General features: G+C 47.9%; 1 protein-coding gene. It reads right to left on the reverse strand.

The features are described 5' to 3' along the window. Positions 1–16: 16 nt before the first annotated feature. A protein-coding gene (locus VIM91_RS00100; RefSeq protein ID WP_230820098.1) for an IS3 family transposase occupies positions 17–1,179 on the reverse strand; the annotation gives its coding sequence in 2 pieces (ribosomal slippage) (positions 17–924 and positions 924–1,179; 1,164 coding nt in all). Positions 1,180–1,239 lie beyond the last annotated feature (60 nt).

Here is a 1,239-nt window from a genome sequence, read left to right on the forward strand (position 1 = left end):
TGGACTTCCCCTAATCTCATAGACACTCATTAGCCTCGTTGAGATTAGCTTTTTCTTCATAATCTGCCGGTGATAACTGCCCTAAATGGCTATGTCTTCGCCGACGGTTATAAAATACCTCGATATACTCAAAAATGTCACTACGTGCTTCATCGCGAGTGTTATAAATCCGGCGTTTAATCTGCTCTTTTTTCAGTGAGCTGAAGAAGGATTCTGCAACAGCATTATCCCAACAGTTACCGCGTCGACTCATGCTGGCTGAGAGTTTGTGCGTGTCCAGGAAGCGTTTCCATTCATCGCTGCTAAACTGCGAGCCTTGGTCAGAATGGATGATGACCGACTGTTTCGGCTTTCTGCGCCAAACTGCCATTAACAGCGCATCCAACACAATCTCTTTGGCCAAAGTGGCTTTCATTGACCAACCAATTACACGGCGTGAGTACAGGTCTAGTACAACGGCCAGATATAAAAAGCCCTCGTAGGTTCTGATATACGTGATGTCAGTCACCCAGGCTTTATTCGGCTCGTCATACGTAAATTCACGCTGTAACTGATTCTTTGCCGGTACAGCGGGTTTCCCTGCCCGATAACGTGGCGCTTTATAGCCACGGATAGCTTTCAGGCCAGCGAGGTTCATCAAACGGGCAACACGATTTTCAGAGCAGGTTTCGCCTGCTTCACGTAAATCAACGTGAATACGTGGGCTACCATAAATGCCGCCGCTTTCAAGCCATGATTCTTTAATCAGTGCCGTTAAACGCTGGTTCTCACGTGCTCTGTTTGATTCAGGCCGCTTCAGCCATTGATAGTAACCACTGTGATGCACGCGCAGTGTCGCGCACATCAACCGTACCGGATGGCAGTTCTGGTTGTCGCGGATAAAGGCATACCTTAACTGAACTGCTTGGCAAAGTATGCGGCGGCCTTTTTTAGGATGTCGCGTTCTTCTTCAGCCCGTTTTAAAGCAGCCTTGAGCTTGGCATTTTCAGCGGCTAAATCCTGTTGCTGCGCCACTACTGGATCTGGGTTGGTGGCTTGCTTGTGCTGTTTCAGCCAGTTGTACAGGCTGTTATCTGACACGCCTAGGCGCTCTGAGACATCCTTAACGGAATAACCACGTTCGGTGATTTGTTTGATTGCTTCAGCTTTGAATTCTGGTGTAAAACGTTGCTTGGACATGGTGCCCTCCTAAAGTTGTATTCTAACCTAAGGAGTGTCTACTGTTTTAGGGGAAGTCCA

It is taken from the genome of Thiomicrospira sp., from assembly GCF_036568485.1.
Lineage (GTDB): Bacteria > Pseudomonadota > Gammaproteobacteria > Thiomicrospirales > Thiomicrospiraceae > Thiomicrospira.